Here is a 26,723-nt window from a genome sequence, read left to right on the forward strand (position 1 = left end):
CAGCTTTTGCTGCTGCCTCCGCTCGCCGTCAGATACGGTTCAGAATCCGGCCGCCGTCAACAAGTAGTGACACGCCCGTGACGAAAGACGCCTCGTCGGACGCAAGGTACAAGGCGGCATTCGCAACATCCCATGCGGTGCCTTGACGGCCGAGCGGGACCTTCGCGTCCCGTTCTGCGAGGACCTGTTCCCGGCTTTGGTTCCACTCGCGAGCTCGCGTATCGACCGCCATTGGGGTGGCGATCAGCCCTGGCAGGATGCAGTTGGCGCGGATGCCATGCGGCGCATTCTGCACCGCGAGCTGCTCCGTGAACGCGATGACGCCGGCCTTGGTTGCCTTGTAGGCTACATAGGGATACTTTCCAGGTCCAGCGGCCGACGAGACGTTGACGATCACTCCCGATCGCTGCTCGCGCATGATCGCCACCGCATGTTTGCACGCAAACACGGTGCCGCGCAGATTGATGCGGCAGATGTTGTCAAAGCGCTCCTCGGTGATCTCCATCAGGTCGGCGTCGCCGCCGCCAAGACTGACGCCGACGTTGTTGTGCAGTATGTCGACGGTCCTCCACTTCTCTCTGGCGCCATGTATGGCCGCCGCGAGTTGATCCTCGTGCGCAACGTCAGCGGCAATCGCATCAGCCTCGAAACCCTCGTTCCTGATAATTAGCGCGGTCTCCTGCGCTGATTCCACCGATCTGTCGACGGCCAGCACGCGTGCGCCTTCCCTCGCGAAACGCATCGCCACCGCCCGCCCGTTGCCTACACCCTCGCCCGGACTCTGTCCTGCCCCGATAACGACCGCCACCTTGCCGGCGAGGCGCGCGCTCGAGGTCCAGCCATCAGTATGAGCCACCGCTGTCTCCTATGCTGTAAGTCAAAACGAAACGGGGCGCGCAAAAACAAAAACGAACGCGCTGTATTCGCGCACATCACCGAGTCATCAGATGCTATCATGGGTTCCTATCATCAATACGCATTTCACTGGATGAAACTTTAACACCGATTGCCGGCGCGTTTTTTTTCAGGTTCCCACGGACGGCTGGTTGCGCTAGCCTTTCCACGAGGCCCGATTAACAGGCGACCGGCAAGAGACATAAGGAGGCGCAATGACACGGCTTGCATCCATTCTGATCGGTGGTGACTGCGGTCCCACCCACGGGCCAGAGCAGGGGTTTCCCATCGAAGGTTACACGGAGCTGGTAGCGCCCGCCCTGCGGGAGGCTGATTTCCGCTTCGTGAACTGCATGCGGACATACTCCACACGTGGAGTGAAGTCGGACCACGCGCCTCAGGTCTGTCAGCCGGTTGAAATGTCAACGCTTTTCACGAGTGGACTGTTCGACGCAGTGACGATGGCGAACAATCACAGTTTCGATGCAGGCCCGGACGCGATGCTCGACACGCGCAAGCTCTTCCTCGAAAACGGTCTGCTGGTTACCGGTGCGGGACGCGATCTGGAGGAGGCCCGTCAGCCAGCGATTATCGAAAAATCAGGTGTACGCGTGGGCTATCTCGGATACACGTCGGTGGCCGCTGCCGGGACCGAAGCCGCCAACGGAAAACCCGGGGTCGCCAACATCCGCGTCAAGACGACTTACGAACCGCGCGGCCCCCACCAGCCGGTTCGGGTATGGACCTTTCCGAACCCGCAGGATCTTGCCCGCCTTACGGAGGACATTACCGCTCTGCGCAAGCAGGTGGACGTGGTAGTACTCGCGTACCACGCCGGCGCAATACGCCTGCCGCGAATCATCTCCGACTATCAGGTGGAGGTGGCTCACGCAGCAATCGATGCGGGCGCAGATCTGGTCGTCGGACACGCCCCACATATCCCCAAGGCCATCGAGGTTTACAAGGGCAAGGTCATTTTCTACAGCCTGGGTGTCTTCGCCATGACCAAATCGTTTGCCGCACCCGCATGGACGAACGAGCCGGCATGGGCACAGGGCGCCGTGCGCAATTTCATGGACCTCGACCCGGCATATCCCCTGATGCCCTACGGCAAGGACTGCACGCTCGCACTGCTCGCCAAGGCATATGTCTGCTCCCAAGGCGTCGCAAAGGTCTCGTTCCTGCCCGTCAAATTCGATGACCGCTATCGCCCTGAAGTTGTTCGCCCAGGCGATCCGCGGTTCGCAGAAGTCGTCGAATACATGGAATGGGCCTCGGTAGACATGCCTCACCGATTCGAAGTCGAATGCGATGAAGTCGTAGTCGCGGCACAGTAAGGCACCAGCCGTTCAACCGTTCAACCGTCAGAGTGAAGGGTAGTTATCATGGATTTGGGCATTATAGGGAAGACAGCGCTCGTCACGGCGTCGAGTGGCGGCATGGGTCGAAACATCGCTCACTCGCTTGCGGCGGAGGGGGTGAACGTGGTGCTGTTTGCACGCTCGGAAGACAAACTGAACGCGGTCGCAAACGAGATCACACAGCAGCATGGGGTGCGCGCTGTTGCGAAGGCGGGAGATATGCGCGTGGGCGAAGACGTGGCTGCGCTGGTCGAGGTGGTGAAAGCGGAGTTCGGCGGGCTGGACATTCTCGTCCTCAACACGGCTCGCCCGCCCAATCCTATTCGCGAGACCACCGAGGAGGTCGATATGGCGCGATGGGACGAAGCGTATCAGAACCAGCTCGCTGGTGTGTTGCAGGTAGTCAGTCAGACGATCCCGTTGATCACTGCGCGCGGATGGGGCCGCGTGATCGCGATCACTTCGGCTTCGGTGAAAGCCCCGATGGCCCATCATAGCCTCTCGACGGTCTTCCGGGCCGGTGTGACCGCTTATATGAAGCATCTCGCGAACGAGGTTGGCCTGAGCGGCGTCACGGTCAACTGTGTCGCGCCGGCCCTCATCGAAACGCCGCATCGAGCCGGATCAGCTGCTTACTCGCCTAGTCAGGCCGAGGCGCGCAAGAAGCTGACGCCTCTAGGCCGGATGGGTACCCAAAGCGAACTTGCGGGGGTGGTCACGTTTCTGGCGTCGGTTCAGGCAGGATTCGTTACCGGCGCGACGATCCCGGTTGAAGGCGGAATGGTGGGATCGCTGTTTTGAATGTCACTTGTATTTCTGCCCGCATTATTCGGTTTGACCGCCGAACTGACGCGAAATATTCAAAGCTGCCTCGACTACGAGTTTGATGAAGTTCTTCTCATGCATCTGAATCCGCACAGAGGGCGCGCCAACGGACAGGCAATAGTGCACCTGTCCGTCGACTCCTTTAATCGGGGCCGAGATTGCCGAGATGCCCACTAGTCGTTCACCGTGCGAGACAGCGTACCCATTCTCCCGAATGCGCTGAAGTTCTTCCAGAAAAGCAGCCCTGGTTTGCTTGGTGGCTTTCGTAGCGGCCGGCAGCAGCGGCGTCAGATCCGCCTTTGACATATACGCCATCAGCACCTTCGAAGCGGAGCCCCCCTGCAGCGGTATCTGTTCGCCGGCCTGCACCACTGCTCTAAGAGGGGCCGTAACTGTAGTAATGGAATCGATACACACGCGGTTGGGACCGTTGATCGTATGGAGGGATACGGTTTCTTTTGTTGTCTCGGCGAGCTCCGTCATAAACGGACGGGAAATCTCGCGGATACCGAGGGTGCCGCGCACGAGACCAGCGAGCCTTGTGAAACGGAATGACAGGCAGTACTGCTGGTCCTCCAGCCGAACCAGATACCCGGCTCGCTCCAGACTCTGCACAATCCGGAAAGTGGTGGACTTCGGCAAATCGATGCGTTCGGAGATTTCCTGAAGAGACAGGCTGCTCCTCTCAACGCTAAAGCTTTCGAAAACAGCCAGAATACGTTCAACCGAGCGCATCATTTCGCAACGTTCCATACGGGGTCAAAGACAGCCGTATGGTACATCAGGTGTGGTCGAAACCGGCCCTTCAAATATTCAGGCCGTCGGGACCGCTCTGTGTCTGAGCAGCGGCCCGGGCGGCATCGCGCGTCGCAAACCATGCGGTCTGCACCGGAGTGGCCCCCGCCGGCGCGGATGAGCACCCACCCATCGTGCCGCTGTGACATCACTCTTCTGTCAGCGGAGAGTGAGATAACGGAGGCACCGCTACCTCCGGCGACCCGCCTAACGACCGCTTGCGCAGGTGCGCTCGCCAGGCGAAGTAGCACTGTCCAACGACCATCACCGCGCAGATCGCCACGAACGCTGCGCTGATGGGCCGTTGCACGAAGATAGCGAGGTCGCCCCGCGACAGTAGAAGTGCCCGTCGGAAATTTTCCTCGACCATCGGTCCGAGAACGTACCCAAGAAGAATAGTGGCTACAGGGAAATCCAGTGCGAGCAAAACCGCTCCGATAATCCCGAAAACCAGTACCTCGCCGACCTCGAAAAGACTGTTGTTCGTACTGAAAACACCGACCGCTATGAAGAAGAGCGCGGACGGATACATGAGGCGATAAGGCACCTGCAGGAGTTTCACCCAAACTCCGATGAGGGGTACGTTTAGCAACACGAGGAGCACATTGCCGATCCAGAAGCTAGCAATCAGCCCCCAGAAAAGATCGGCATGCTGCGTGATCAGTTGAGGACCAGGCTGGAATCCCTGAATCAGCAAGGCGCCCAGCAGCAGGGCCATTACCGCATCACCCGGGATGCCGAGCGTCATGGTTGGAATGAAGTCAACCTGTGTTTTTGCGTGAGCAGACGCTTCAGGACTGGCCACACCTTCAATGGCCCCATGCCCAAATCGCTCCGGATGCTTCGCGATTTTCTTTTCGAGTGCGTACGCGAGGAAGGTGGTGATAGTCGGGCCAGTACCTGGCATGGCACCGAAAAGTGTCCCCACGAACGTGCCCCTTACCATCGGCCAGAAAGCCTGCCTCAGCTCCGCTCGCGTTGGTCGCATGTCGCGAAGACGCACCTTTGTCTGCGTCCCGATAAAACTGATCCGGTTGACATTGATCAGGAAATCAGCAACCCCGAAGAGGCCCATCGAAAGCGCAACGAGTTCGACCTTGTCCGAAAGTTCTGGGAAGCCGAAGGTGAAACGCTCTAGCCCGCTGTTGACGTCTGTGCCTACAATCCCCAGCAGCAGGCCGAAGACTGTCATCGCGATCCCTTTAAGGCGCGATCCGCGCGACATCGTCGCCCCAGCAATCAGGCCCAGCAACATGATGGAGACGATCTCAGTCGGGCCGAAATCGAAAGCGATCTTGACGAGCCATGGTGAAAGGAAAATCATCACCACGATGCCAACCGAGGCGGCAAAAAATGACGACACCATCGTAATGCCCAGCGCCGCCCCCCCACGCCCCTGTTTCGTCATTGGATATCCGTCGATACAGGTTACAGCATGGGGTGGATGCGACGGCAGATTCAACAGGATCGCACCAAGCGCACCGCCATACTGCGACCCGTAGAATATCCCTGCCAGCATCAGAAGCGCCGGAACCGCGTGCATCGAATAGGTGAGCGGCAGCAGCATGGCGATCGCTGAGAGTGCTCCCATGCCGGGAAGCACCCCGATAAGATTGCCGACCAGCACACCGACAAATGACCAGAACAAGTTTTGCGGCATCGCTGCCACGCTAAAGCCATACATGAGATCATGCAGCGTCTGCGCAATCATAGGACACCCCACTTGAACAACGGCAACTGGATCTGCAGTGCCCACCAGAAGACGACCACGGCGATTGCAACCATCGCGAGTGCTAGTAAGACCGCCGATTTAACGTTGTTATCACGATCTCCGAGCGCTGAAATAAAAACCACAGCGAAAGTGCCCGCGACGAGCCCCAGGTACTTTGTCAGAACGACAAATGCAACCATTCCCAAACCGATGAGAATCCACGCCTTCCACTCCGGTCGCAGCTTCTTTTTCGCAGCGGGTCTGTCAGGCACCGCCTCCGCATGGACCGCGAGATATCCCTGAACGGCAATCCCGCAACCGACCAGGGCCAGAATGATGCCCAGAAAAAACGGGAAGAACCCCGGCCCCATCTGAAACAACGTGCCGATATGGTAGGAAACCGAATGCGTCAGCACTGCGGTTCCGACGACGACCAGCAGTGTCCCGCCGATCAGATCCTTATGTAACAGTGTTCTGTTCACGGTGTCTCCTCCTATGAACGTCAATAACACCCAGCTCTCTCTCCGCCCGGAGATGATCTGTTCCTATCACGTCGCTGCGATGCCGGCGGCGCGGACTTATGATCGATATAGCAATGGTGTCCAGTGCCCGCCGGCAGCATGGCGCGCGGCCAACCGGCCTGACTGCCGGGACTTCGCGTTAGCCCCCTCCTGGTGCGTTCTACTCCTCAACCATTAACGAAGACGGTTTTCGCTTCTCGATCGCCCACTTCAGCAAAGCGGCGGACCGGTAGATACCGTGCGCAAATTTTCCGTAGGGCAGCGTCATGAAAAACGCCAGCACCACACCCAGATGTACGGCCAGCAACACTGGCATCGCATCCGTTTCCCGGGCGCCCAGCAGTACCAGTCCTGTTAGGCCGGCCAGCCAGAGCAGCGCGATGAATCCGCGATCCATGCCCTTCTGCGATGCATCGCCGTGTAGCGGATGGCGTCTGAGATTCAGAACAAAAAGGCCGCTGCATCCAACGACAAGGCTCATCCCCCCAAGAGACCCCAGAAACACGGGAATGCTGGTCAGGCCGTAAGGCGCCTCCAGAGCAAAGAAATAGTGATAAAGGGTGGCGACGCATGTCGATGCAAAACAGAGCATGAAACCGTAGAACGTCAGATGGTGAAACCGTCGCCGGGAAAGCGAATAGCTGTCGCTGTCGTTGTTACAGCCTTCGCCGTGTCCACCGCCGAGGTATCTGAGCGTCAGCACTGATCCCGCTGCTTCTGCGGCAGCATCGACCGACAACACGCCTGGGCTTTCGTTTCTCCAGAATCTGCGCACACCGATCGCCAGCGAGACGACGGCGAGAAGAAACACGGTGCCAAAGATGAGTGCTATCAGATTGTGGGGGAACACGCTGTAGAAGTTTGCGCTGCCGGGTTGCGGTCTGCCTGAGATCGCGGCAAGGGAGAGAAACAGCGCAAGCCCGCTGGCCAGCGCCAGTGCGACTGTGGTGCCGTTTCTCCGGTACAACGCGCCGAACGAAGCGGGCCATGCATAGTCCGTATAGGTGTTCACTCGCACCTTCGCCATCGCCTGAGGCACGTTGACAGCAAACTCATGAGGTGGTGCGTACTGGCACGCGTGCAGACAAGCACCACAGTTGTGGCAAAGGTTCGCGAGGAAATGTACGTCTGCCCTGCCGAACTCGAGCCGTCGTGTCATTGCGGGAAATACGGCACAGAACCCTTCGCAATACCGGCATGCGTTACAGATCTGCATGATGCGGCTGACTTCCTTCTCTGCCTGCGTCATGTCAGTTCGGGCGACGACTTCGTTGGTCGCGAGCTCTACGGCCTCGCGGGTCAATGCTTCAAGCGACTGCATGATTGATAGCTTCCCTGTAGTGCTGCGCCGCTGCCGCGGCCTGAGTGCCGGCGATCCGCCCAAAGGCAGTTCCGATCGACATACCCACACCGGCCGTGTACCCCTTGCCGAGAATGTTTCCCGCCATCATCTCGCCTGCAACGAACAGGTTCCGGGACGGCTCGCCGCCGAAATGAACAGCGGCATTGGAATTCACCTTCAGGCCGAGGTATGTGAATGTGATGCCGGGGCGCAATGCGTATGCGTAGAACGGAGCACGCTCCAACGGCTGGGCCCAATGTGTCTTGGGCGGCGTCAAACCTTCCGTATGACAGTCGTCTAGCACGGCGTGATTGAACGTACCGGGCCGGCAAGACTGGTTGTACGTCAGGATTGTCCCCAGAAATTCTTCCTCGTTGAAGCCGAGTGCAGTCGCCAGTTCGCGCAGCGAGTTCGCTCTAGTACCCGGGAAAACGGGAGGCATGAACCGGCCGATCGCTTTGGAATCGATAATCGAATAGGCAATCTGCCCGGGTTGCTGCGCAACCAGACGGCCCCAGATCGCGTAACGCTTGGGCCAGAAATCCTCTCCCTCGTCGTAGAAGCGCTTGCCGTCGCGGTTGAGAACCACGCCCAGCGACACACAGTCGACGCGCGTGCAGATTCCCCCGTCGTAGAGCGGCGCACGCGCATCGATCGCCACGCAATGTGACTGGGACGGGTCACCGATAGCGTCCGCGCCAGCGTGGATCATGAACTTCAGCAATGTGCCCTGATTGAACCGGGTGCCACGGATCAGAAAGTTGTCTGCCACCCAGACACCGTCCACCTGCCCCCATGCCTCACGCAGCCATTCGCGATTCGATTCGAAGCCACCGGCTGCCAGCACACAGCTTTTCGCTGCAATGCGCTCATTGCCGATCCTTGCGGCTACGAACCGTGTGCCGTCGAGCTCGATCGAATCGACGGGGGCGTTGTAACGGATAGCGACACCGATCGCCTCAGCGCTCCGGTAATAGGCATTTACCAGCGCTTTTCCACCGCCCATAAAGAAGGCGTTGGTACGGGCTACGTGAAGAGCGCCGGAAAGCGGGGGCTGGAAGTGCACTCCGTGCTTTCTCATCCAGTCACGGCAACTCGAAGACGCGCGAATTGCGATACGCGCCAGTTCCTCATTTGTGTTGCCACCCGTTACCTTGAGCAGGTCTTGCCAGAACTCCTCTTCCGGATAGGCCTCAACGAGTACGTCCTGTGGTGCGTCATGCATGCAGCGCAGGTTGCGCGTATGCTGTGAATTGCCGCCGCGCCACTCCCGCGGGGCTGCTTCAAGTAGAAGTACGCTGGCACCTGCTTCCCGCGCCATGATCGCGGCGCAGAGTGCTGCGTTGCCTCCTCCGATTACGAGAACGTCTACCATGATATCTGTCCTATTCTGAGAGGCCATGCTACGGCGGCGTTGGGGTCATCGCCACCAGCCTTCGGACAACACGTGTTCATTTTTTTTAAAGACCCAACCCGCTTCTCGTGCACCAACTCAACAAGAGCGACTAGTCGCTGGCACCAGACGCCTGCAGATGCAAAGTAAACGACGGCCTGCGCCGGTCGGGCGGCAAGACGCTCCATGAGCCGTCCATATGCCGAAAGAGGAAGAGCGCTATTTCGCTATCCGAATCTTTTTCTCGGACACAAACGTACCGCGCGCCCCATCTCACACCCGGGAACCGGGTCACGATGATGCGGGCCCGGCACGCCGGTCCGAACCACTTGTCGATGTTCCATCTCAACGAGCGCACGATCTGTTGCATGGTCTGATCTGATAGGGGCGAGGTCTGCTCCAAGCCTCGCTGCTAGTTTGACGCGCGGGCCGGCCGTACTGGATGCTTGAGGCGCTTCACCGCCCCTTGAATTCGCCCTTGCGCTTATCCTTGTACGCCGTGATCGCTTCCCGATAGTCCTCAGTCGACTGGACTACCGCCATAAGAGCCGAGGTGGTCTCGAGGCTGGTGCGAAGATCCGTGCGCATTGACTGGTTCATCAGCTTCTTGATATCACGTGTCTGAACGGGTGGTCCGTCCGCCAGACGGGTCGCAAATGCCAGCGTTTCGTCCTGAAGGCTTTCGTCCGGCATCACGCGATTGACAATGCCGAGTCTGTTCGCTTCGTATGCGTCGACGAAGTCGCCCGTCCACAGCAGTTCGAGCGCCTTAGCCGGCCCAACTAGCCTTGGGAGAAAGTAGCAACCTCCGTTACCCGGGATCAGGCCGATCCGGATGTACGCTTCTGCGAACCGGGCCGATCGGGCGGCAAAGCGGATGTCACACATGAGCGACAGGTCCATCCCCGCGCCGACGGCCGCACCGTTCACGGCCGCAATCAACGGCTTTTCGAATTCCTCAACCGCCAGAGCGACCTTGTGAGTAACACGCTGGAGTCGGTGTTTTCGCTCAAGCGGCGTGGGGTCCCCGCCTTCGGCCGCGCGGCGCCCGAGATCACCGCCCGAGCAGAATGCGTCTCCTGCTCCCGTGAGAATGAAACTTCCTACATCGTCGTCGTCGTTCGCTTTCTTGAGCTCGTTGCGAAGCAACTCAAGCATGTCCTCGCTCAACGCGTTCTTTTTCTCCGGCCGATTCAGCGTAGCAACCACTACACGACCAACCCTGCTGATTTCAAGATCCGCCACGTCCGTCTCCGTTTAAATTCGTAATCTGCCGGGCACCGCGCCCCTTACTTCTCGACGCCCTTCACCATGGCCCGATGGCGCGCATGTTCATGCCGGGATTCCTCAAGTGCGGAGCGCAAGCCCCGATTGATCCAGCGCTTGTTGTCGGCGAATGCCGGGCGGTTCTTGGATCCCAGTGCCTCTGCGATTTTTCTCGCCGAGTGTTCGAGTTCACCTCTTTCGACCACTGCGCTGATCAGGCCGCGATTTAGCGCGTCCTCGGCGACAAGCCGCCGCCCCGTCTGTATCAGATCCGCCGCAAGGGCACGTCCGCCGAGCACTGTGAGGATGTTTGCGCCCGAGAAGGTGGCGATCCCGATATCGATTTCTGGCAGCGAGAGCGCCGATCCTTCAACGGCAACACATCCATCAGCCAACAGTGCGAGCATGGCGCCGGCGCCAACGGCAAGCCCGTTCAGCGCTACAACGACCGGAACCGGCGTCGCTATCACCGCATCCTGAAGCGCCGCGAGCGCGTGGGAACGTCTCTCCCTCTGACGTGCAACATCGCCATCGGGGGACTGCTCGCGCACGTCCACTCCCGCACAGAAAAGCTTCTCGCCTTTCGCCGTCAGCACCACGGCCTGCGTGCTATCGTCGGTGCTCGCCTGGAGGATCGCCGACGTGATCCCTTCCATCATGGCGACCGTCATGGCATTCGCCTTCCCGGTGCGGTCGATCTCGATCCACAGTTGCGAATCCCGCTTCCCGATCTGCAGCCCATCTAACGACATACCAACTCCTGGGTTTTTTTGCGCATTCAAGCGGAGGGAGCTGCGCCGGACACGAAAATGTCAGCGAAGAATTCGTCTTCGGGCAGCCCGCATCGCTCTGTAAAGTCTCTCCTGGCCGAGAGCACAACCACCGGCGCCCCACACGCGTAGACTTGATACGACGAGAGATCCGCCAAGTCCCTCATCACCGCTTCGTGAACGAATCCCGAACGCCCTCTCCAGTCGTCTTCTGAGAGAGCGTTGGAAACGACTGGGACATAGTTGATTCCGTGGTCCGCCCAGGACCGGGCGAGTGCATCGAAATACAGGTCGTGCGGCCGCCGGCCGCCCCAGTACAGCGTCATCTGTCGGCCACTGCCCTTTCGCAATTCGTGCTCGATGATGGACTTGATCGGGGCGAATCCCGTGCCACTGGCCAGCAGGACCATTGGCTTGTCGGAATCGTCTCGGACGAAGAACGTGCCAAATGGCCCCTCCAGTCGAAGAAGGTCGTTCTCTTTCAACTTGCCGAAGACGAAGTTACTCAGGGGGCCGCCGTAATTGCGAAGATGCAGCTCAATGAAGCCTTCATCCTCCGGCGAGTTGGCTATCGACAGGCTGCGCCTGATTCCACCTGGGATCAGCAAGTCGATGTACTGCCCTGGAAGAAATCTGAACTGCGCGTTGGCCGGTAGCTTGAGCCGAATACGCATGACGTCGTCGGCAAGACGTTCCAGCGCAGCGACGCGGCACGGTGCCTTTTTGACTGGATAGCCCTCGACCGACGGGACCGTCCGGCATTGCACCGTCACATCCGATGCTGGCGTTGCCTGACACAGCAGGACATAGCCCTGCTGTGCCTCCGAAGCAGAAAGACCCGCAAACTGCGCTTCGCCATGATCGCAGGTTCCAGCCGTCACCTTGGCCTTGCATGATCCGCAAACGCCACTCTGACAGCTATACGGAACGGGAAAGTTAGCCGCCAGCGCCGCCGCGAGGATCTTCTCTCCGCGGCGGACCTCGAGCGTGCGATCGAGGGGCTGGAACGTGACGGTGTGGCGTTCAGCGTGAACTGTTTCGTCATTCATGGAAAAATCTACAGGAAGTTCCACAATGGCCATCCTTTAAATGGCCCGGGAACGGCACGGGCACGATCAGCGCGTCGGCCGCCAGGACGCCGTGTGGCAGAATGAAAAGCGGGTTGACATCGATCTCGGATACGCCATCGCGGTGCTCCCATGCGAACCGGGAGAGTGCCGCAAGCGCTTTCGATGTGGCATCGACGTCGAGCGCCGGCTTACCTCGAGCCCCGTCCAGAATCGGACGGCACCGCAGTTCGTCGAGCATCTGTCGCGCGACCGTTTCATCGAAGGGTGCGAGGCGGCAAGAGGAGTCGCGCACCAGCTCGGCGTAAATCCCCCCTGCTCCCACCACCACGACCGGTCCGAACACCTCGTCGTTCACGACACCCGCGATCAGCTCGAACCCGTCCTTGACCATCTGGGAGACCATCACGCCTTCGATTCTGGCGTGCGGGACATGAGACTGGGCGTTCGCGCGAACCTCGGCAATGGCCGACTCAAGTTCCTTGGCGTCGCGGATCCCGACCTTGACGCCTCCAATTTCCGTTTTATGAGCGATATCGGGGGATACGATCTTCACGACGACTGGCCATGACAGCTGGTCCGGCAAGCTGCCGCCGGCATCGGTCACCAGCACATCGCGAGTGACAGGAATACCTGCGCGCGAAAGGATGTCCTTCGACTGCGCTTCGGACAGCTTGCCGGCCCAGCCTGAGAGGACGTCTTTCGATGACTGGACTGGGCAAGAATCTGCGGATTCAGAAGTCCCCACCAGGCTTCGTGCGGCGCCGTAGCGCGCAAGCATCGCCAGCGCTTTCGCCGCGCGAGACGGTGACGGGAAGAGCGGCACTGCTGCAGCAGCGAGCAATCTGCCGGCATCCGCGATCTGGTCACGCGGAGCGGATGAGAATACGCAGACAGGCTTGGCCGACCCCTTTGCCACATCAGCGATCACTTCGGCAGCAGCGGTACTGCCGGCGCTACCGGTTGTGGCCAGGTTCACGCAAAGGGCATCCACGCCGGGGTCGGCAAGTGTCACCTCGATAGCCGTGCGCAGCTTGTCGCGATTGCCCGCGGAAAAATAGCCGGCAGTCAGGTCGATCGGATTGTGCACGGCACCGATATTGGGCACCACCTCCGCGAGCAGCCGTTCCGTTTCTTCCGCAAGATTCGCGAGGCGGAGCCCTTCGGGTTCACCGGCATCCGCAAAAACGATGGCCGAGCCCCCGGATACCCCCATGACCGCCATCGCGCCGTTGGCCGGATATTTCCTTGCCACGAAAGCCTTCAGGAAGTCGACAGCCTCATGAATCTCCTTGACTTCGACTATACCGGTCTGTTTGAAAAGCGCACGATAGAAATCATAGCTTCCGGTCATACTTGCTGTATGCGAAGCGGCTGCCCGTGCACCCTCTTCGGTGACTCCCCCCTTCCAGAGCAGAACGGGTTTGCCAGCCGCGAGCGCGCGCCGGCCGACATCGAGCAGCGACCGGCCATCCTTCGTACCTTCGATGTACGCGAGGATGATCTCGGTCTCCTGATCGTTCAGCAATGCATCGATCAGTTGTACGGTGTCGACGTCCGTCTCATTGCCAGTGGCAATCACATGGCGAAAACCGATGTCCGCCTCAGCACACGCAAGCGCGAGACTGTAGCCGAAGCCGCCACTCTGGGTAACGAGCGAAACGCACCCTTTCTTCAGCTTGGGCTCCCGCGTGATGCTTCCGAACGCGGCGAACACCTGCGAATGTATGTTTGCGAAGCCCAGACAGTTTGGGCCGATGACGCGCATTCCTCCCGCTCTTGCGATCTCCAGCATCTCGCGCTCGCGCTCAACGCCCTCCGTACCGCTCTCGCGAAAGCCGCCGCTCAGAACTACGACATATGGGACCGATTTCTGCGCACATGATTTCAGGACCGGGATAACGCCTTTCGCGGGTACGCCGATCACGACCAGGTCGATTGGCGCATCGATGTCGGTCACCGCGCCGTAGCACTTGAGACCGTCGAACTCCGCGTACTTTGGATTGACTGGATAGATTTGTCCCTGGTAACCGTTCCCGACAAGTGCACGGACAGCTTGCGAACCAGGACGGCCCGCTTCGTCCGAAACCCCGACAACCGCGATCGACCGCGGTTCGAGCAAATATTTGAAATCGTTCATCTCCGATCCGTCTCCAGCTGGTTGTTCCTGAAAAGTCTGCTCTGACAGCGAGCGATTTCTCGGCGGCCACTCCATTTCGTGAGCGATCCAATGGAACCGACTGTAGACCTTGAATCGACCGACGTCAACGATAAATGAAATGCGTTCCGATCAATGAAACTATAGAAAGCAGACTACGGACCGCTAAAAGTGATGCCCCTCAAAAGCTATGGTTTCGATGGTCGGAATCGATGCTGTTCCTCAAAACTCATGCTACGATCCCATCGTGGTTTGCCAGATGCCGGCGAACGCAACAAGCATCGCAGAGCGATCTGCGGTCGATGGCAGATTCAAGGAGACTTTGAATGATCTACACACGAAGCGGCGCCGACGCGCTTTCCAAGAGAGACGTCGTAGTTTCTCCGGGTACCGGAAACCAGCATTGGGGAACGGTGTTTTTTGGCCCTCGCAGCTCAAACGCCACGGGTTCAGGGCCGCAGGCCACCATGTCAGAACTGCAACCGCACGAGTCGGTTGTTTCGCATTTTCACGGTGTGACGATGTTCCAGATGTTCATCGCCGGCTCCGGGACGCTTGGGAACAAGCAACAGCCGCTCGAGCCGCTGACGGTACAGTTCAAGGACCACCACACGGCTTACGGGCCAATCGTCGCAGGTCCGCAGGGTCTGTCGTTTGTCGCCATGCGGATGTACACCGGGAATTCGGAACCCGTGTATCTGAACAAGGAAGGGTATCGGGACCGGCTCAAGCCGAGCAAGCGCCGTCATCTGACCTCGGAACGCGTGCGCTTCTCCATCGAGCCGGTGCTGAAGGAACGCGCTGAGCCAGTCTGGGAAACGCTTCTGAAGGACGACTCGGACGGCATGCACGCGCAGATCGTCCGACTCGGAGCCGGTCAGAGTGTCGAAGGCCCAAATCCGAAAGCCGCTGCCGGTTACTATGTCTTTGTCGGTAACGGTACCCTTGTGCATAACGAAGAAGAGCTTCCGCTCTGGTCCATGGTTGTCGTCGAGCCGAACGAAGAAAAGTTTACGATCCGGTCCGGCGACAAGGGGCTCGAGGCGCTGGTCCTCCAGTATCCGCGCGAGGAAAATAACGCCTGACGCAGCAATCGGGCTTTCAGGTCGGCCCCCGGGGACACGGAAGCTGTCTCCGGGGTATTTACTTTTCCTGCGACGAACGTTCCGATCGGCGTTTGGGGAACGGGTTCGCCTCATCGCGCAACAGGGTAAGGCCGGGTTCTTACTCGGCCGTCGACCAGCGATCGGAAATGACTGCCCCGGCAGTCTCAGACATGAGCGATGCGGGCGTTGCCGTCGCTCGCAGCCATACGGCATCCATCACTATGCAGAGGCTGGTGCGACGAGACCTTCGATCCTGTATCACGTGAATCGAAGGTCATCGGCATGTCGATATCAGATGCCCGGCGCGCGCAGGTCACGCAGTTGAGACCCTACAGCCGCGGCTTCGAGCAAGAGGCGCCCCGGCTTCCAGCGTTTGCCGAACTGCTCGTGCCACGCCTGGACCTGCTTGCCAACCGTCCTTGCCCCGACGGTATCCGCCCAATACATCAGGCCGCCCCGGTGGCGCGGAAATCCGAAGCCGTACAACCACATCACGTCGACGTCGCTCGCGCGGTACGCTTTCCCATCCTCGAGAATCTTGCAGACCTCGTTGACCGACGCGAAGAGCAGGCGCTGAAGAATCTCGTCGTCCGAGAACTCCCGCTGTTCGACGCCGAGTTCGCGTGCCACGCCTGCAATGATCGCGTCGACCTCCGGGTCCACAATCGGCTTGCGGTCGCCAAGGTTATACCGATACCAACCCGCGCCGCTTTTCTGCCCTTTGCGGCCAAGTTCAACCATCCGGTCAGGAACGTGCAACTTGCGATAGGTGGGATCCGCCGCCGCTCGCCGTTTTCGGGTGTCGTAGCTAACATCGAGACCTGACAGGTCGCTGACCGCGAATGGTCCCATCGGATACCCGAACGTTTTCATGACGCGATCGATCTGGTCGGGTCGAGCACCCTCTTCGAGCAGCAGCATCGCCTCGGTGACCAGCGGTGCACGACTGCGGTTTGCGGCAAAGCCGTCGCATGACCCCGCAACGACGCTTACCTTGTTCAGGTCGCGTCCAAGCCTGGCGGTACGCAGGATGGTCTCGACAGAACTACGGGTGCCTCGCACCACCTCGCACAGCTTCATGACGTTCGCCGGTGCGAAGAAGTGCGCTCCAGCCACGTCCGCTGGGCGGCGCGTCACGTTGGCCATCGTGTCGATATCGATCGCCGAGGAGTTGGTCAACAGCAGCGCGCCCTCCTTCATTACGCTGTCGATTTTTCCGAAAACTTCCCTCTTGAGATCAATGCGCTCGAAAACCGCCTCAATCACCACATCTGCGTCACCGATCTGTTCATAGTCCATCACGGGCCGGATGTACGCGAGGCTCTCGTCCATCTCACCCTGAGTCAGACTGCCTCGACTCACCCTTGTCGCATATGTATCCCGGATTTTCTGCATTCCGCGATCAAGGGCCTCCTGACTTGCTTCAAGCACTTTCACCGGAATGCGGGCATCGGCGAAACAGATGGCAATCCCTCCGCCCATCGTTCCCGCTCCAATCACAGCGGCGCTGCGGACCGCCTCGGGCTTGTAGTGGTCCGGCTTGCCCGGAATCTTCGCAGCTTCGCGCTCCGCAAAAAATGCATAACGGAGCGCCTTTGCCTCATCTGAACTTTCGAGTTCGCTGAAAAGCGATTGTTCAAGCGCAATGCCTTCCTCGAACGATCCGTTTACTGCCATCTCGATACAGGCCAATGCGCTGTGTGGTGCCTTGACGATTCGCGCCTTCCTGGCGGCTTCGTCACGCGTGGGTGTCCACTCCTGCGGATTCGCTTTGGCGTGCTCAATGCGGTCGTTCATGTCGCGAACGCGGCGCACGCCCTGACCCTGCGGCAGACCTTTTACAAAGTCCACCGCTTGCGCGAGGACCAGTTCGTCCGCCACGACGCGGTCGATCAGACCCAGTTCCAGAGCGTTTTTTGCAGACACGTGGCGCCCGCTGACGATGATGTCGATAGCCGCTTTCGGGCCGACCAGTCGCGTGAGGCGTTGCGTACCTCCTCCGGCAGGAATGATGCCGATCTTGACCTCGGGCAAACCCAGTTTTGCGTCGGGCGAGGCGAATCGATAGTGGCATGCGAGCGCATGCTCCAGTCCCGCACCCAATGCGTAGCCGCGGATGGCCGCCACAACTGGCTTTTGACTGGCGTCCAGTGCTGCAGTGCTGACCGACGATGAAATCTTGCGCTCCTTGCCGAATTGCCGGATATCGGCCCCCGCCACGAAATTGCTCCCGCCTCCCGTCACGACAACGCCCTTCACCTCGTTGTCGGCATTCGCGTGCTCAAGACATTCAATCAGTCCCTCCCGCATCCCGGGCGCAAGCGCATTCACCGGTGGATTGCTAAGCGTTATCACCGCTACGCCATCTACGACCTTATATCCAACTAACGTTTCTTCCGACATCGCCGGTCTCCTTTCAGCAAAAATCCGATTCCGAGCGCGCGATGCCCGACACCTAAGTCCCTGCAGCGCGTGTCGACGTGAGTCGACCCACCGTGAGTGCACCTTCCCGCCCGCATATTAGATGCGACCGATGTTATCACGCGTTCTACTGGATAGCATTAGTTCCATTCAATGAAACTAATAGCCTGAACTTTTGCGTGTCAGCCGCTGATGCGATGGGTAATCGTTCCCGTATTTTTCCCGAGAAACTGGGACTCTCCATGAAAGTCCACCGACGCGGCGCCGAACTGGCGCGAGATATCGGCTGCGGCAATCAGGACGCTGCGTACGATTTCATCCTCGTTAATCCTCATTCGAACGGTGGGAGCGCCAACAGAAATGCAGTACCTGACCTGGTCGGCCGAGTCGTGAATCGGCGCGGAGATCGCTGAAATGCCGAGAAGACGCTCGCCGTGCGACACAGCAAACCCCTGAGTGCGGATCTTTTCCATTTCCTTCTCGATCTCGGCCCTTGGCCTTCTTGTCACTCGCGCGACATCGACCACCATCGCAGACAGCTTCTCCGATGACATGTACGCCATCAGCACCTTCGACGCAGCGCCCGCCACCATCGGCACCTGCTCGCCAGGTTGGGCGACCATTCTGAGCGGGGCAGCGACGGTTGCCACCGCGTCGATGCAGATCCGGTAGCTACCCGAAAGCGTGTGCAATGAAGCTGTCTCGCGAGTGCGGTCGGCAAGCTGAAGAAGGAAAGGTCTTGATATCTCGCGAATCCCCAAGGTGCTGCGCACGTTGCCCGCCAGACGGGTAAACCGGAATGACAGGCAATACTGTTGATCTTCAAGGCGCACCAGATAGCCCGCCTTCTCCAGGCTCTGGACGATACGGAATGCCGTCGACTTGGGAAGCGCAATGCGGTCCGCTATCTCCTGAAGCATAAGACTTGTTCTGTCGACGCTGAAACTTTCGAACACAGCCAGGATGCGTTGCACCGAGCGCATGGTCTCTTTCACGGAAAACCCCTCAAATATCTTGCTACAGCTCGCGTCGAACACCACGCAAATCATCTCGGCTCGAAAACCGACTCATCAGTGAGCATGCGCTCTGGTCAAATCAACGCTGTCACCCCAAGCCACCGCCCTTCTTCTACCTGCTTCAGTGCCACTTCCCGCAAAACGAGACGCGCTGCCAGACCGGATGGCGTCAACTCTTCATCCGCCAGAGACGCGACAAGATTGATACGGCTGAGGGTGGTTCCAATAATCGGCGCCGTGTACAGCTTTGAGCCCTTGCAGCGCGCCAGGGCCGCAGCGGGCTGAATCGTCACGCCCAGGCCGCTGCTAACCGCCTCCATCAGCGTTGCAAGTCCATCTATCTCGGCCGTCACGCTCATTGCGCAACCGGCTCGGGAAAAGGCACTATCTACCAGAGACCGCAGCCCATGAGGACTACTTGGGAGGATCAGGGGAAATTGCGCGAGTTCAGCGATGTCATAACCAGACGGATCGACAGGGACCGGCAACGTGTCGGCAGAAATCACATACAGCCGCTCGGAAAGCAGTGGAGCGGTCTGGACACGCTTCGCCCTTGGACCGCCAAAGAGGATGGCTACGTCGATCCGCCGTGATGCAAGCAAAGATTCGAGGTTGCCGGACAGACTCTCTACGATGCGAATACCGACGTCCGGATACCGGGACCTCATTTCCCAAAGGAATGGCAGCGCAAGCACTCCCGAGGTGCTCGGTGCGAGTCCCACCGACGCTTCGCCCGACAGACGTTCCATCTGCGCCGCCCTGGCTGCATCGTCGGCCATGCGCAGAATCAACTGCGCCTTGTGCCAGAAAGTGAGACCTGCACTTGTCGGCTGTACACCGTTCTTGGTGCGTTTCAGAAGACGCACGGAAAGCTCGCTTTCCAGACGACTGACCTGCTGGCTTAGTGCCGACGTGACGAGATCGAGCTCAATGGCAGCACGGCCCATGCTACCGCTCTGAACGACCTGCACGAAATAGCGAAGCTGCCGGATTTCCATATGCGTTGCCTTATTGAGCACGTCCAGTCGGGTCGAGGCCCCTTCGGTATCGCAGTGGCGAGTTGTCGGGATACCCCGCCCACAGCACAACGAATACCGACTCCGGCGCGAATCGGGGACGTCCGTCCACGCGGGTATATTGCGTTCCGACTGTCGGAACTCATGCCGTTTAAAACACTCTACCGCATCGATCAGGCAAACTGTTAGAAATTTCATTGACGGGAGGAAGACATGCACAGCCACTGGAGATTCGGAGCTATTGGGCCCTTGCTTAGAGCAATCGTGTGGATTTTCGCAGCCGCGCTCATTTCGGGACACGCGTGCGCAGAAAGTAGCTATCCGGCGCGACCGGTGAGGCTGCTCGTTGGATTCAATGCTGCGGGCGCGACCGACACGATCGCCCGGTACTATGCGTCAAAACTCAGCGACGTCCTGCGAGCGAGCGTATACATCGAGAATCGACCCGGCGCGTATCAGATGATTGCGATACGGACTCTGAAGTCCGCGCCCGCCGATGGGTACACTTTGTTCCTCATCACCGGCAGCGCCGCGTCCCAGTACCCCGGCCTGCAGAAGGACCTTCCATACGACCCCGTCAAAGACTTTTCGTTTATCGGTCTGGTCGGCGAGGCACCCGGCGTGATCGTTGCGAGCCCGTCGCTCCCCGTCTCAGACATTTCAGAGCTTGTAAAGTACTGCAAGGCTCACCCCGGCTCACTGGACTTCGGGTCTTCCGGCATCGGCTCAGCCAGCCATATACAGATGGAATATCTGTCGAGCCTCGCCGGGATACGGATGACGCACATTCCCTTCAAGGCTGACGCCGAAATCATCACTGCACTGCTGTCCGGATCGGTACAGATCGGGATGACACCCATTCAGGGCGCGCTCCCGTCGATTCAGGGTGGCATGGTGCGCGCTCTTGCCGTTACGGGTAACAAAAGGGTGGCCTCACTGCCCAATGTCCCGGCGCTGGGGGAGGCGAAGATCGCCGGTCTGGGCAACGTCGATCCCTACACGTACTACGTGCTGGTAGGACCAAAAGGGCTTCCCGCGGACGTCATCCAGAAGCTTAACGTTGCAATCAACACGGTATCCCGTATGCCCGAGACAGTCGCTTACATGCACAAGCTCGGGTACGAGCCAGGAGTCAGCACGCCCCAGTCCGCGATGGACTACGTCCTTCGGGACACGAAGAAATGGACCGACTTCCACGCAGCGACGCATTTTGATTTACACATTAACCAATAAATTACGGGTTCCGTGCATCGGAACTGAAACCGACCAATGATTTGCGTGATAGGATCGCTGCAAACAGGTCGCTGCCTCGGGATTACCGCACCATTGCCGGCAGCATCCCGACAACAACCAGATACCATCAATCAAACTGTCATGTGAGGCGACAATGAAGATCGGATATATTGGGCTCGGCGCGCTGGGCGGCCAGCTTGCCCGGCGATTCCTTCGGGACCATCAACTGACGGTATGGGACATCAGCGCGACTGCGGTGGGAGAGTTGGCTTCTCTCGGCGCCAGCGTGGCGTCCACAGCGGCTGAACTCGCGAGGCGCTGCGACGTCGTCTTCCTTTGCCTGCCGCGCAGCGCTGATGTAAAGAACGCAGTGTTTGCACTAGAGGGGCTGGCTGCGGGGTTGAGCCCCGGAAAGATAGTGGTTGACCAGACTAGCGGTGTACCCGAAGAGACCCGCGAGATTGCGGCGGCGCTTTCCGAGTCGGGCGTACTGATGATGGACGCCGCTGTGTCGGCAAGCCCTCAGATAGTCTCCACGGGAAACGCCAACCTTATGGTGTCGGCACCTGCCGAGGTTCTGGACCGGGCAGAACCGGCTCTTCGAGCGATTACGGACAAGATTTTTCGCTGTGGACCCCGCGTGGGTGACGGTCAGGCCATGAAAACCGTCAATAATGCGATGAACGCGGGCAACCGTCTCGGCATGCTTGAGGTGCTGGCATTCGGCCGGAAGTCCGGACTCACGCTCCAGACGATGGCGGACCATCTTTCAGACAGCGAAGCGTGCTGTCAGATCACCGACCGTATGTTGCCCGCCCTTCTTCAGGGGAAGGCATCGACCGATTTCGCGCTGTCCCTGATGCTGAAGGATATTCATCAGGCACTTTCCCTTGGCATGACGCACGGCGCCCCGATGCCGATCACTGGTATCGTTCAGGGTCTCCTGCAGATCGGTGGGAATCTGCTGGGTCCACAGGCTCGCCTCGAGGACATGGTAAACATCATTGGGTCGATGGCGGGCTCGAGTATTACCGGCGATGCGGTTAAGTCTGCGGCTACACAGTCGGAAACCGATGGAGCCGGCATACTGGAAACCATCGCCAGCATCGGTGCGTCACAATCACGGGCGATATCTTACGAATGTATTTCTGCTGGCCTGAACTACGGGCTGCAATTGAAGGACATGAGCGAGGTTCTCCGTGATAGTTCGGGTTGGAGTACCGGGTCGCGATACATCTTTAGCGAGCTCATGAGCGGCGAACGGCCGAGCAACTCGTCCGTCGACGATGCGCTCAGACACCTTCAGGAAGGTTGTTCACTCGCTAGCCGAATCGGTGTTCCGTTGATGATCGCAAACGGGACGCGCTCTATCTTGGAGCAGATGCGCAGCCAGTTCGGACACGGAAAGAGCGTCCATGAACTGTCGTTGCTCTACCCCGCCACGCCTCAAAATTCGACCTAACTCGCCCGATACAGATGATGCGGATCTGACTCGGGTCTGTTGATCGAGCTGCCTGTCCCTGAAGAAAGGGTCGGCGGTTCTCCGTCATCTTTTCCATTTTCTACGGCTGCCCTACGAACTCCTCTGTGCCTTCGATGGGTGGTAGCCATGCGAACCTCCCCTTCGTCCAGATTTGCCTTGCAGGCTTCTGAAGTTCATATCGCTGTTCAAGCGCCCCCACCCGCAACGAATAGGCCTGTGCGTTTTCTGCTGCCGATGAATAAACGGGACCACCGCAAGTTGCGCAGAATGCGTGGAGTCGCCTGTTTCCTCGCTCAGAGATCTTCAGGTAAATCTTTGGCGTCCCTTTCAACAGACGGAATGTGTCCGCAGGAGCCGATATGTTCATTCTGAAAACGGAACCCGATTGACGTTGGCAGTCCGAACAATGGCAGATTGAAGCGGTTCCGGGCTCGACCTCTGCCTCATAGACAATTCCTCCACACAAACATCGACCTTCGACTCGCATTCTCGCCTCCATCTACCGCGATTGGATTCCAGGCGAGACACTGGCTCGCCGGCTTTAACTATAGGAGCGGAATCGTTGCAGCCGCAAGTCGAGCCTGTCAGCGAAGCTGTCGAGCCCCTCCGCGCTATTCAATTCATAGACTCGCATGTTGTCAAGCACACATCAGACCCGCCCGCTGACGGAAGCACAGGCGAGGCTACTCCACTCGTCCTCCCTATTGGCCGGACTTCGGAAGCTAGGATGAAGCGCGCTCGCGAACGCGCTGACGGCCCACCACCCGCGCCGCTCACACGCGCCGCGCTGCACGCGATCAACTCGCCAGACTGGCGTTTGATCGCGGCGACGTCGTTGGCTGGAGTACGCGGCGCGGTTTCGCTCTCCGGCGTGATGACCCTGCCGTTGTTTCTCGACGACGGCTCCTCGTTCGCGGCGCGAGACCTCGCCATATTGCTCGCCGCCGGCGTGATTGTCGTTACCCTGGTCGCTCTGAGGGCACGTACCGGCTTCAACATTAACCAGCTCATCGCAGAATACCGTGCACTCCGAGTCAGTGTGCTTCGGCTCTGGATAGACGATTGCGAGCCCGATCTGACTTATCTGGATGACGTCGTGCGCTTTGACGAAGCGATGGACCAGGCACTCGCCGAATCTGTCTGCTTTTTCAGTGCGCAGGTCGAACAGAGCCGCAATCTCCTCCTCGGCATGCTGGGCCACGACATGCGGAGCCCGCTTCAGGCAATACAGATTACTGCGTCGCACCTGGCCGCACTGAACGCGGACGAGAAAGTGTCGGACGCTGCGGCCCGTCTCATACGCAGCGGAGCCCGGATGCAAGCACTGCTTGACGACCTGAGCGATTTCAACTGGACCCAACTGGGCTAGGCATCAACGTGACACGCACCGGTATCAATGTGGCGGACGTCATTGCAGACGAACTGGACGAGGTGCGCGCCGTTCACCCCGACCGGCAACTCGACCTGCACGTGAATGGCGATTTGCATGGAGCCTGGGATGCGCACCGAGTGCAACAAATCGTACAGAATCTTGTACTCAACGCCATCAAGTACGGCGCACGGGACACGCCTGTGCGGGTTGAGGTGACAGGCGATTCAACACATGTCCGCATCGACGTCAGAAACCGCGGACGTGCGATTGAACCCGTGACTCTAGCCTGCATGTTCAATCCCTTGGCGCGAGTGCCCAGCCAACAGCAAGCATCCCACAAGGAAGAAAGTCTCGGACTGGGCCTGTATATCGCCAATGAAATCGCCAAGGCCCATCACGGTTCGATCGAAGCGCGCTCGGACGAAACGGAAACTTCCTTTTCCGTGTCCCTACCGCGCCAATGAAGCCAGCTTCCGCATCGACTTCGACGGCATGTGCGTTCGGACCCACCTCGCCATCGCCAATCTTCGAAATCTCCGATCCGGAAACGCTGAACGTAGATACGATGCCCTTCTCGCCCGCTACGTAGACCGTATCTGACTCGGGATCAGATGCGAGCACGTCTTGACCGCCACCAACGTCGAAAGTCGCGGTGACCTTCATCGTGCGCATATCAAATGCGAGCAGGCGATCCGTTATCTTCGCACGCCATAAAGGCAAGGCATTGTTACAGGGACGATGAGCAATCCATGCTTGCCTCGCACCCCGGCAATTCGGTGCGAGCGGCAATCTGATCGCGGTGGGATCAATCTCAATGTCCGCTAACGAACTTGGGGAATCGAAGTTGACTTTATCCTCGTAAGCCTCAGATTGTTCGTCGTTCGAGTCGACCATTAGCAAAAGCCAGGCCGACAGACGTGCTGTTCCCTCAGTCCGATCAATCGCGCTACTCGACAGCCTGACCAGTGCGCCTTAACCTTTTCCAGTTGATGAGATTGAACCGACCGGAGGGTTCGCCACATTCACGCGGGCCAGTCCGAACTCGAATTGGCTCTTCTTAACATATCGATCAACGCGCACGAAGCAATAGACGGGCGGGGCCGGCTGTCGCCTTTGCGGTATTGATGTCTCAACCGCTGCATTGGTTCGACCAGCTTACCCGCCGCTCGCGCCGGTGATGTCACCGTCCGCGCCCATTCGTGCATGACCGCGTGACAGGGTCAGGCCGGTATTGACTAGTGCAATGTGAGAAAACGCCTGCGGGAAGTTTCCGACGAGCCTTCGCGTGCGGACATCATATTCTTCGGATAACAGTCCGACGTCGTTCCTCAGGCCGAGCAGACGCTCGAACAGCTCCCGTGCCTGGTCGCGCTTGCCTTGCAGGAACAGGTTGTCCGCGAGCCAGAAGCTACAGGCCAGAAAGGCGCCCTCGCCTTCGCCAAGTCCGTCGTCAGCGTGCCCGGCACGATAGCGAAAGACCAGGCCGTTGCCCGTCAGGTGCTGTTCGATCGCGGCGACCGTGCCCTGCATGCGAGGATCCTGCGGCGACATGAAGCCCACGAGCGGCAGTAGCAGCAAGTTTGCGTCGAGTTCGCTGCCGCCGTACGTTTGCGTGAATGAATTGAGGTCGATCCGAAAAGCATGGCGGCAGATGTCGGCGTGAATCCGGTCGCGTAACTGTTCCCACTCGCGTACCGGTGCAGTCCGACCGAATTGCGTCGAGGACTTGATGGCGCGGTCCACCGCGACCCACGCCATGACCTTCGAAACGGTGTAGTGCTGCGGCTTGCCGCGACTCTCCCAGATGCCCTGATCGGGCTGCTGCCAGATCTGCGCAAGGTGCTGCACCATTTCGCTCTCGAGCGTCCATGCGGCGCCGTCTGGCCCGAGACCGGCCTGACGCGACAGGTACAGCGCATTCATCACCTCACCGAAGACATCGAGCTGCAACTGGCCGACCGCCCCATTGCCGAAACGCACCGGCCGCGCTCCCTGATAACCGTCCAGCCACGGACATTCCCACTCGGTCACATACCGTGAGCCGTCGACGGTGTAGAGGATTTGCATCTGCGAAGGCGCGCCGGCGACCGCCCGCACCAGCCAGTCGCGCCAGCGCCGCGCCTCGTCGGGGTAGCCGCCCCGTAGCAGCGCGAGCAAGCTCAGACTCGCGTCGCGCAGCCAGCAGAAGCGGTAGTCCCAGTTGCGCGACCCGCCCAGGCGTTCGGGCAACGAGGCAGTAGGCGCCGCGACGATCCCGCCGCCCGGCTCATGGATCAGCGCCTCCAGGGTGATCAGAGATCGCTTGAGCGCGTCGTCGTATGGGCCTTCGGTTTGCGCCCGGGCAGACCATGATTCCCAGAACGCCGCCGTATTCGACAACTGACGCTGCGCATCATTGTTCACCGCTGCCATGTCGCGAACAGCGCTGTAGTTCAGAACGAACGACACGCACTCGCCCGCGCGCACGACGAAGCGACCTGCGACGGTGCCGGCTTCGTCGCGCAACGCGGCGCGCGTGTGCAGGGTCAGCCTGTTCGATCCTTCCATGAGCGACCAGCCGGTTGCGTCGGCGAGCCGCCGGACCGCAGGAACGGCGCGTCCATAAGCGAAGCGCGGCGCCAGTTGCATGTCGAACTCGGCGTTTCCGGTCTCTCCGAAGACCATGCGAATCAGTTGCGGGCATCCCCCGCGCATCGGCATGAAGTCGACGAGTGTCGCGGTACCGGTTGCCGTGCTAAAGCTCGTTTCGAGAATCAGCGTTGAACCGCGGTAGCGGCGCGTGACATTCGCGGGCTCCTGCACCGGCGCGATCTGCCACCGGCCATTTTCTGCATGACCTAGCAGCGCGGCAAAGCAGGTGTCGGAATCGAAGCGCGGCCAGCACATCCAGTCGATCGAGCCGTTGCGCGCTACCAGCGCTGCGGTGTGCCCGTCGCCGAGCAGCGCATAGTCCTCAAGGTTCGATGCCATAGG

General features: G+C 59.4%; 20 protein-coding genes and 1 pseudogene. 6 read left to right on the forward strand and 15 right to left on the reverse strand.

What is annotated here, in order from left to right:
- Positions 1-28: 28 nt before the first annotated feature.
- On the reverse strand, positions 29-856 hold the full coding sequence (locus JMY24_RS32405) for an SDR family NAD(P)-dependent oxidoreductase (RefSeq protein ID WP_128596303.1): 828 nt from the start codon (positions 854-856) through the stop codon (positions 29-31).
- A gap of 253 nt (positions 857-1,109) precedes the next feature.
- On the opposite strand from JMY24_RS32405, the gene JMY24_RS32410 reads away from it, so the two are divergent.
- Both JMY24_RS32410 and JMY24_RS32415 read left to right on the forward strand, forming a co-directional pair.
- Complete coding sequence (locus JMY24_RS32410) at positions 1,110-2,231, forward strand: CapA family protein (RefSeq protein ID WP_128596304.1); 1,122 nt, start codon at positions 1,110-1,112, stop codon at positions 2,229-2,231.
- A gap of 102 nt (positions 2,232-2,333) precedes the next feature.
- Positions 2,334-3,056, forward strand: a complete 723-nt coding sequence (locus JMY24_RS32415) for an SDR family oxidoreductase (RefSeq protein WP_236597627.1) — start codon at positions 2,334-2,336, stop codon at positions 3,054-3,056.
- A 24-nt stretch (positions 3,057-3,080) separates the two neighbouring features.
- Here JMY24_RS32415 and JMY24_RS32420 read toward each other — a convergent pair whose 3' ends face one another.
- From JMY24_RS32420 to JMY24_RS32460, 9 genes are all read right to left on the reverse strand, one after another.
- A complete protein-coding gene (locus JMY24_RS32420; RefSeq protein ID WP_236597616.1) occupies positions 3,081-3,818 on the reverse strand; it encodes an IclR family transcriptional regulator in 738 nt (245 codons plus the stop codon).
- 205 nt (positions 3,819-4,023) lie between these two features.
- The gene (locus JMY24_RS32425; RefSeq protein ID WP_201703587.1) at positions 4,024-5,586 is read right to left on the reverse strand and encodes a tripartite tricarboxylate transporter permease; all 1,563 of its coding nucleotides are present in this window, start codon (positions 5,584-5,586) and stop codon (positions 4,024-4,026) included.
- Complete coding sequence (locus JMY24_RS32430) at positions 5,583-6,068, reverse strand: tripartite tricarboxylate transporter TctB family protein (protein WP_128596306.1); 486 nt, start codon at positions 6,066-6,068, stop codon at positions 5,583-5,585. Before JMY24_RS32430 ends, JMY24_RS32425 begins: the two co-directional genes overlap by 4 nt.
- Positions 6,069-6,267: 199 nt before the next feature.
- Positions 6,268-7,428: a tricarballylate utilization 4Fe-4S protein TcuB gene (gene tcuB / locus JMY24_RS32435; protein ID WP_128596307.1), complete on the reverse strand. Its 1,161-nt coding sequence runs from the start codon at positions 7,426-7,428 to the stop codon at positions 6,268-6,270.
- Positions 7,415-8,824 (reverse strand): FAD-dependent tricarballylate dehydrogenase TcuA, encoded by a 1,410-nt coding sequence (gene tcuA / locus JMY24_RS32440; RefSeq protein ID WP_128596308.1) that lies wholly within the window; start codon positions 8,822-8,824, stop codon positions 7,415-7,417. The genes tcuB and tcuA overlap by 14 nt, the downstream gene beginning before the upstream one ends.
- 474 nt (positions 8,825-9,298) lie before the next feature.
- Complete coding sequence (locus tag JMY24_RS32445) at positions 9,299-10,087, reverse strand: enoyl-CoA hydratase/isomerase family protein (protein WP_164853656.1); 789 nt, start codon at positions 10,085-10,087, stop codon at positions 9,299-9,301.
- Positions 10,088-10,131: 44 nt separating this feature from the next.
- Positions 10,132-10,860, reverse strand: coding sequence for an enoyl-CoA hydratase/isomerase family protein (locus JMY24_RS32450; protein WP_128596309.1), 729 nt, complete (start codon positions 10,858-10,860; stop codon positions 10,132-10,134).
- Positions 10,861-10,886: 26 nt separating this feature from the next.
- Entirely contained in the window at positions 10,887-11,927 is a 1,041-nt protein-coding gene (locus JMY24_RS32455; RefSeq protein WP_128596310.1) for a CDP-6-deoxy-delta-3,4-glucoseen reductase, read from the reverse strand.
- Positions 11,920-14,085 carry an acetate--CoA ligase family protein gene (locus JMY24_RS32460; RefSeq protein WP_201703589.1) on the reverse strand — a complete coding sequence of 722 codons (2,166 nt, stop codon included), beginning with the start codon at positions 14,083-14,085 and terminating at the stop codon, positions 11,920-11,922. The genes JMY24_RS32455 and JMY24_RS32460 overlap by 8 nt, the downstream gene beginning before the upstream one ends.
- Before the next feature lie 485 nt (positions 14,086-14,570).
- Between JMY24_RS32460 and JMY24_RS32465 the strand changes: the two genes are divergently transcribed.
- Positions 14,571-15,188, forward strand: coding sequence for a cupin domain-containing protein (locus JMY24_RS32465; protein WP_128596311.1), 618 nt, complete (start codon positions 14,571-14,573; stop codon positions 15,186-15,188).
- 312 nt (positions 15,189-15,500) lie between these two features.
- Here JMY24_RS32465 and JMY24_RS32470 read toward each other — a convergent pair whose 3' ends face one another.
- The 3 genes from JMY24_RS32470 to JMY24_RS32480 form a co-directional block, all read right to left on the reverse strand.
- A complete protein-coding gene (locus JMY24_RS32470; RefSeq protein ID WP_201703591.1) occupies positions 15,501-17,612 on the reverse strand; it encodes a 3-hydroxyacyl-CoA dehydrogenase NAD-binding domain-containing protein in 2,112 nt (703 codons plus the stop codon).
- 200 nt (positions 17,613-17,812) lie between these two features.
- A complete protein-coding gene (locus tag JMY24_RS32475; RefSeq protein ID WP_236597617.1) occupies positions 17,813-18,625 on the reverse strand; it encodes an IclR family transcriptional regulator in 813 nt (270 codons plus the stop codon).
- Between the two features lie 95 nt (positions 18,626-18,720).
- On the reverse strand, positions 18,721-19,644 hold the full coding sequence (locus tag JMY24_RS32480; protein WP_128596312.1) for a LysR family transcriptional regulator: 924 nt from the start codon (positions 19,642-19,644) through the stop codon (positions 18,721-18,723).
- A gap of 351 nt (positions 19,645-19,995) precedes the next feature.
- Between JMY24_RS32480 and JMY24_RS32485 the strand changes: the two genes are divergently transcribed.
- Complete coding sequence (locus JMY24_RS32485; protein WP_236597618.1) at positions 19,996-20,895, forward strand: Bug family tripartite tricarboxylate transporter substrate binding protein; 900 nt, start codon at positions 19,996-19,998, stop codon at positions 20,893-20,895.
- A 154-nt stretch (positions 20,896-21,049) separates the two neighbouring features.
- A complete protein-coding gene (locus tag JMY24_RS32490) occupies positions 21,050-22,357 on the forward strand; it encodes an NAD(P)-dependent oxidoreductase (protein ID WP_128596314.1) in 1,308 nt (435 codons plus the stop codon).
- Positions 22,358-22,457: 100 nt separating this feature from the next.
- Here JMY24_RS32490 and JMY24_RS32495 read toward each other — a convergent pair whose 3' ends face one another.
- Positions 22,458-22,877: a GFA family protein gene (locus JMY24_RS32495; RefSeq protein ID WP_328809311.1), complete on the reverse strand. Its 420-nt coding sequence runs from the start codon at positions 22,875-22,877 to the stop codon at positions 22,458-22,460.
- 462 nt (positions 22,878-23,339) lie between these two features.
- Here JMY24_RS32495 and JMY24_RS32500 point away from each other — a divergent pair.
- Positions 23,340-24,214, forward strand: a pseudogene (locus JMY24_RS32500) (sensor histidine kinase); the annotation flags it as partial.
- 691 nt (positions 24,215-24,905) lie between these two features.
- Here JMY24_RS32500 and JMY24_RS32505 read toward each other — a convergent pair.
- Positions 24,906-26,720: a glycoside hydrolase family 15 protein gene (locus JMY24_RS32505; RefSeq protein ID WP_201703593.1), complete on the reverse strand. Its 1,815-nt coding sequence runs from the start codon at positions 26,718-26,720 to the stop codon at positions 24,906-24,908.
- Positions 26,721-26,723: the final 3 nt, after the last annotated feature.

It is taken from the genome of Paraburkholderia kirstenboschensis (assembly GCF_904848585.1).
Taxonomy (GTDB): domain Bacteria; phylum Pseudomonadota; class Gammaproteobacteria; order Burkholderiales; family Burkholderiaceae; genus Paraburkholderia; species Paraburkholderia kirstenboschensis.